We start from the raw sequence: 5,297 nt of genomic DNA, 5'->3' as shown, positions 1-5,297 counted from the left end.
GTGCCATCTTCGTCTACCAGTCCGTAGCGTTGTGCCAATTCTGCCACAATCTGTACCCGTCCGGTATGCTGCATCACTGTGGGGTCAGCAGCTAAAGCGGCGATCGCCCGTCCCGTCAATAGGGGCGTTTCCCAGTTGTACCGTTCTCGGAATCCAGAAAATTGGCGATCGCCCGTCTCACTTGCCGCCATTTGATCCACCATACTGGACATTTGTTCCGTTCCCACAATCCCCGGCCAAATGGAGAGGGAGGTGACATTATAGGGTTTGAGCTCCACCGCCATATCTGCTGCGAGGCGATCGCAACCGGATTTCCCCACCCCATAAGGCACTCCGAAAATATAAGACAGCCCTCCCCAAGAGGAAATCGTACAAATTAGCCCCTGTTGACGCGGGGTCATCATGCGCGCCGCCAACACACTGGTCACATAGTGACTGCGGAGGCCCACGTTGTTACAGGCATCCCAAAAACTGGGTTCACTCTCCCAAAATGGCCGACCCTGAGCATTCATGATGGTTTGAACCCCAGCATATACATTGTTCACCAACAGGTCAAGCTGGCCGAAATCAGCTTGAATCCGGTCAAATAGCGATCGCACTTGGGCATCATCACTGTGGTCCACCTGAACCGGAATACATAGCCCTCCTGCCGCTTCCACTGCCGCTTCCGTCTCTTTCAGACTCCCGGAAAGTTGCCCCTCTCCAGTCGCGGGGTCCAGACTCCGCCCGGTGATATACACCGTCGCCCCCGCTTCCCCCAGTCCGATGGCGATGCCTTTACCCAGGCCCCGGGTTGCCCCAGTGACAACCGTAACTTTGCCTTCAAGTGGTTTAGTCATAGTGAATTGATGATGAGTTGGGATTATAAATTTATGAATTAATTTACCATTTTACTACAAGCAGTGGGGTAGGGTGGAGATTTTTCGCAATTCCTGATCTATTTTGAGCAGGCATTTTCGTTAACTCGCAGATTCCCGGGTGATTTATAATAGAATGGCGATCGGCTGCCAATTCTCTAACAAGTTGCTGAACACAACCCGATGAAGTTCTCATTTTATTCATAAATTATGCTAAAAATTTCTAACACCGTCAGTATCCTGGAAAACGAAATTAACATTAGTGCGGTTCGTTCTCAAGGGGCAGGAGGGCAAAATGTCAATAAGGTGGCAACCGCGATTCATCTACGTTTTGATATCAAAGCATCCTCCCTACCAGAACGTTACAAAAATCGCCTATTGACTCTCAGCGATCATCGGATTACCCAAGAGGGGGTAATTATTATCAAAGCTCAAGAATCGCGCAGTCAGTTAGAAAACCGCCAGGAAGCCATGATGCGGTTGCAAGAACTGATTAAAAGTGCCGTTGCTGTGCCTAAAAAGCGCTTTAAAAGCAAACCCACTCGCAGTTCTCAGCGCAAGCGTCTTGACAGCAAAACGAAGCGGGGGCAGATTAAAGCGGCGAGACGAAAGGTTATGGATTAGTCATCCTTTTTCGGGCGATTCTCGAATCGCCCCTACAGATGGGGTTTTTCTCTTCAAAGAAAGCGTAGGTTATGCTTGATTAAGACAAAGGTTTCTCGGAGTGGCCAAAGCGTTGCAGCAACTCTTCCCGCGAAAGGGTTAATAATACCTGGGTTAACTCTTCATGGGTTAACTGCAATAAGGCTAAGATAATTGAGCTAAATTCTGCATCAACCATAGTCCCAAATCGAAAGCTTACAATACTTTTAATCATTTTTGCTCGTTCTAATTGGATAATTAGTTGAGTATCCTGCTTAAAATTATCGTAAAAACTTTTCGTAAAGCCTTCGATAAAACCTTGTTTGAACAATTCTTCTTTTTCACGCAAATATTATTTTGAAAATCCCATAATTTCCTCCTGGTCATCTCCATCTGATAGACTCAATGTAGGTCACGCCAATCAAGGTTTCTCGGAACGGCCAAAGCGTTGCAGCAACTCTTCCCGCGAAAGGGTTAATAACACCGGAATAAATTCTTCACGGGGTAACTGCAATAATGCCTCGATAAGGGAAGTGAGTTCTTCATCAATTGAACCAAATCTAAATTTTAGGATTTCTTTAAACCATTGCTTCCGTTCTTGTTGTATGCCTAGTTGCAATCCTACTTCAAAGCCTTGTTGGAAGCCTTGTTGGAAGCCTTGTTGGAAGCCTTGTTGGATTGCTTCTTCTCGCCACTGTAGATAAGCTGGTGATAAGTTCATAATTAACTCCCATACAAGATTAATTTGGGGAATGATTTTTACAACTTAATATTGAGTGGTAAAGTTAATGCCACTCAATATTAGGTTACTATGACCGGCTAAAGCGTTGCAGTAAATCTTCCCGAGAAAGGTTGAATACCGCTGGGGTTAACTCTTGACGAGGTAACTGTAATAAGGTTTCGATAATTGAAGCTAGTTCCTCATCAATCGTACCAAATCGAAACCTGAGCATGTCTTCAAGCATTTCCTTACGTTCCAGTTGGACGCCTTCCTGTACTGCTTCTTCTCGCAACTGTAGATAAGCTGGTGATAAGTTCATAATTAACTCCCGATTTTCTTCATTTGGATTTTGTCTGAGTTGTACGTTGACGCGCCAGTTTGATAGAATTTCTAACAGGTTGCGCCGGAATGGATGTCCCTGGGGTAGACTCAGTAACTCATTGACGGCTTGTTGTTGGGTGGCCCCTCTTCCTAAGACTCGCAACCAGAGGGTATTGAGGCTGGCGGGGAGTTGGTCGATCGCCACCAATGCTGTCTTCTCAAATTCTGGCATAAAATAAATCCCGGGTATCCAGTTCCCTGACTCATCGAGTTGTGCTCCAAATCCGTTCACCAGTCGTTCGGAACAGGAGGGGGACAATACCCACAGTCGCGGTAAGTCGGATTCACCTAGGGACTTCTTTTCCCGTCGCGCTTGTCGCAATAGGTCCCCTTGCAGGGAGTAGAGTTTGAGTTTGCAGGTCCTAATCTCTACTGGGGTGGGAGGGTTTCTAAACACTTCAAATAAGCCGGTTGTGCTTGCCATTTGTCCCAAAACTCCCAGGTTTTCCGGCGCAGTGGCGGGGGTGGCGGCTGGGACGAAATAAACGTCAATTTGTCGCACTTCGCTGGGAACATCGCGACTGGTTTGGACTTGTCCCAGATAGGCTAATAACTCCTCTAAATATTGTTTAGCAAATTGGTCATGAGCAGTTCGGGTCATGTTTCTTTTTGATTGTGGGTATCCCTGATATTGAAAACTGGAGTGCGAGGGTCTAATTTGCTAATTTTAAAACCAGCCTTTCGCTCGCACTCCTAATATTATATACCAGTTTTTACTCTGGTTATGACAAACTTAAACCTATCCCTTTTTGATTGAATTCTTCTACGGTTTGTTGCGAGAGTTCATGGGAGGAAATTGCTCTCAACATGGCGAGTGGTAATGTTAAATGATGCGCCCCGGCTTGTAAGGAGGCGGCGGCTTCTTCTGGGGATTTAATACTGGCGGCGAGAATTTCTACGTCGCTGCCTTGTAAAATATCTGCCATCGATCGCACTAAGGCAATCCCATCCCCTAATAATCGGGTGGCGCGGTTAACATAGGCGATCGCCATTTTTGCCCCTGCTTCCCTGGCGACGGCAGCTTGAGCAGCACTATAAATGGCGGTGACGGAACAAGGTATGTCTGTAGATAGATGCGCGACGACTTCAAACCCGACTCGCGTGGCTGGAACTTTTAAAATAGTGCGATCGCCAATAATCTCCCGCGCTTTTTGGCCTTCCCTGACCATTCCCTGAAAATCGGACGCCATAAGCTGGTAAAATAATGGTCCCGATGTGAGGGTAACCAATTTTTTCAAGGTATCTTCCGGAGATAACTCACTGGTTGCCAATAAGGTCGGATTGGTGGTGATTCCTTTCACCCAGCCCATCTTTTGGGCCACTTCTGCTTCGGATGCGATCGCTGAATCTAAATAAATTGCCATGATGTTGTCCCCGTTGAGTTTCCTCCCAAAAATACGGGAATTGGTTACTCTTGACAATCCACCCTACCCCCCACTCCGCAACGATGACGTTACTGAACCTCGCCGAACTTTGTCCCATCACCCGCACTCTCGGTCCGGGTCAGCGGTTTGCGATTTGGGTGCAAGGCTGTTGTTTTAACTGTTCCGGTTGTATCTCTCCGGAGTGGATTCCCCAGGTATCGGGCACTTGGGTGGAACCGCGACGGTTGGCGGAAACAATTTTATCGGTTGCCGGGATGGAAGGATTAACGGTTTCCGGGGGAGAACCGATGTTACAGGCGCAGGCACTTAGTGAATTATTTGAACTTTTGGCAGAGGTGGATTGTTCGATTATCTGCTATACCGGGTTTACCTTAGAACAGTTACAGGCCAAGTCCGACCCGGCGATCGCCCGGGTATTGTCGCAAATTGATGTGTTAATTGATGGACTTTATATGCCGGAACTCAACGATAACCAAGGGTGGCGCGGTTCTGCCAATCAACGGATACATTTTCTCACCCCTCGGTTGTTAGCTGAAGCGAATGCCTTTTCCTCTCGACGGCGTGATGTGGAAATTCACCTGAGAAATGATTCAGCTTTGATGGTGGGTGTACCGCCTCGCCATTTCTCTGATACCTTTAAACAGGCCATTGATAATAGTTGATAGCAAGGATTATGGTATCTCTCAAGGGTAAAATTGTGTTGATTACGGGTGCGAGTAGTGGGATTGGGGCCGCTTGCGCCCAATTCTTGGCCCAGGCGGGTGCAGATTTGATTTTGGCGGCGCGGCGTTTGGAACGGGTACAGGAGTTAGGGACTCAACTGGCGCAACAGTATCAGATTCAGACTCATGTTTTGGGGTTGGATGTTTGCGATCGCCAAGCAGTTGATGCCACATTGAACCATCTTCCGGACCCTTGGAATCAGATTGATATTTTAGTCAATAATGCGGGTCTGAGTCGGGGATTATCCAAACTCCATGAAGGCAATATCGACGACTGGGAGGAAATGCTGGATACCAATGTCAAGGGATTGCTATATGTGACCCGGGCGGTGGTACCCGGGATGGTGGAACGGCAAGGGGGTCATGTGGTGAATATTGGCTCGATCGCCGGTCGAGTCGCCTATCCGGGCGGCAATGTGTACTGTGCCTCGAAAGCGGCAGTAAGGGCGATTTCAGATGGTTTGAAGCAGGATTTAATCGGGACTCCGGTGCGAGTGACGGAAATTGAACCGGGTTTAGTGGAAACGGAATTTAGTCTGGTGCGCTTTCATGGCGACTGCGATCGCGCCTCCAAGGTATATCAGGATTT

At 47.8% G+C, this 5,297-nt stretch carries 8 protein-coding genes; 3 read left to right on the top strand and 5 right to left on the bottom strand.

Annotated features, from left to right (window positions below):
- Positions 1-839 (bottom strand): SDR family NAD(P)-dependent oxidoreductase (locus J0895_RS04330; RefSeq protein WP_207086896.1); only part of this gene is annotated, 839 nt, incomplete at its 3' end.
- Between the two features lie 228 nt (positions 840-1,067).
- Between J0895_RS04330 and arfB the strand changes: the two genes are divergently transcribed.
- Positions 1,068-1,481, top strand: coding sequence for an alternative ribosome rescue aminoacyl-tRNA hydrolase ArfB (gene arfB / locus J0895_RS04325; protein ID WP_207086895.1), 414 nt, complete (start codon positions 1,068-1,070; stop codon positions 1,479-1,481).
- Between the two features lie 79 nt (positions 1,482-1,560).
- On the opposite strand, the gene J0895_RS04320 is transcribed toward arfB, so the two are convergent.
- The 4 genes from J0895_RS04320 to J0895_RS04305 all read right to left on the bottom strand — a co-directional run bounded on the left by J0895_RS04320 (position 1,561) and on the right by J0895_RS04305 (position 3,965).
- A complete protein-coding gene (locus J0895_RS04320; protein WP_207086894.1) occupies positions 1,561-1,848 on the bottom strand; it encodes a hypothetical protein in 288 nt (95 codons plus the stop codon).
- A 72-nt stretch (positions 1,849-1,920) separates the two neighbouring features.
- Entirely contained in the window at positions 1,921-2,220 is a 300-nt protein-coding gene (locus tag J0895_RS04315) for a Yae1 family protein (protein WP_207086893.1), read from the bottom strand.
- Between the two features lie 88 nt (positions 2,221-2,308).
- Positions 2,309-3,202, bottom strand: coding sequence for a hypothetical protein (locus J0895_RS04310; protein WP_207086892.1), 894 nt, complete (start codon positions 3,200-3,202; stop codon positions 2,309-2,311).
- A 121-nt stretch (positions 3,203-3,323) separates the two neighbouring features.
- A complete protein-coding gene (locus J0895_RS04305) occupies positions 3,324-3,965 on the bottom strand; it encodes a transaldolase family protein (protein ID WP_207086891.1) in 642 nt (213 codons plus the stop codon).
- An 83-nt stretch (positions 3,966-4,048) separates the two neighbouring features.
- Between J0895_RS04305 and J0895_RS04300 the strand changes: the two genes are divergently transcribed.
- Entirely contained in the window at positions 4,049-4,648 is a 600-nt protein-coding gene (locus J0895_RS04300; RefSeq protein WP_207086890.1) for a 4Fe-4S single cluster domain-containing protein, read from the top strand.
- An 11-nt stretch (positions 4,649-4,659) separates the two neighbouring features.
- On the top strand, positions 4,660-5,297 hold a 638-nt coding region (locus tag J0895_RS04295), incomplete at its 3' end, for an SDR family NAD(P)-dependent oxidoreductase (RefSeq protein ID WP_207086889.1).

Origin of the sequence: Phormidium pseudopriestleyi FRX01, from assembly GCF_017313335.1 — a bacterium.
Lineage (GTDB): Bacteria > Cyanobacteriota > Cyanobacteriia > Cyanobacteriales > Laspinemataceae > Laspinema > Laspinema pseudopriestleyi.
Note: the sequence above shows the minus strand (reverse complement) of the source record. Positions and strands in the feature narration are given on the sequence as shown.

Bases quoted from the DNA above. Each gene is read 5' to 3' on its own strand.
- J0895_RS04305 (WP_207086891.1), bottom strand. From the start codon at position 3,965: ATGGCAATTTATTTAGATTCAGCGATCGCATCCGAAGCAGAAGTGGCC.
- arfB (WP_207086895.1), top strand. From the start codon at position 1,068: ATGCTAAAAATTTCTAACACCGTCAGTATCCTGGAAAACGAAATTAAC.
- J0895_RS04310 (WP_207086892.1), bottom strand. From the start codon at position 3,202: ATGACCCGAACTGCTCATGACCAATTTGCTAAACAATATTTAGAGGAG.
- J0895_RS04300 (WP_207086890.1), top strand. From the start codon at position 4,049: ATGACGTTACTGAACCTCGCCGAACTTTGTCCCATCACCCGCACTCTC.
- J0895_RS04315 (WP_207086893.1), bottom strand. From the start codon at position 2,220: ATGAACTTATCACCAGCTTATCTACAGTGGCGAGAAGAAGCAATCCAA.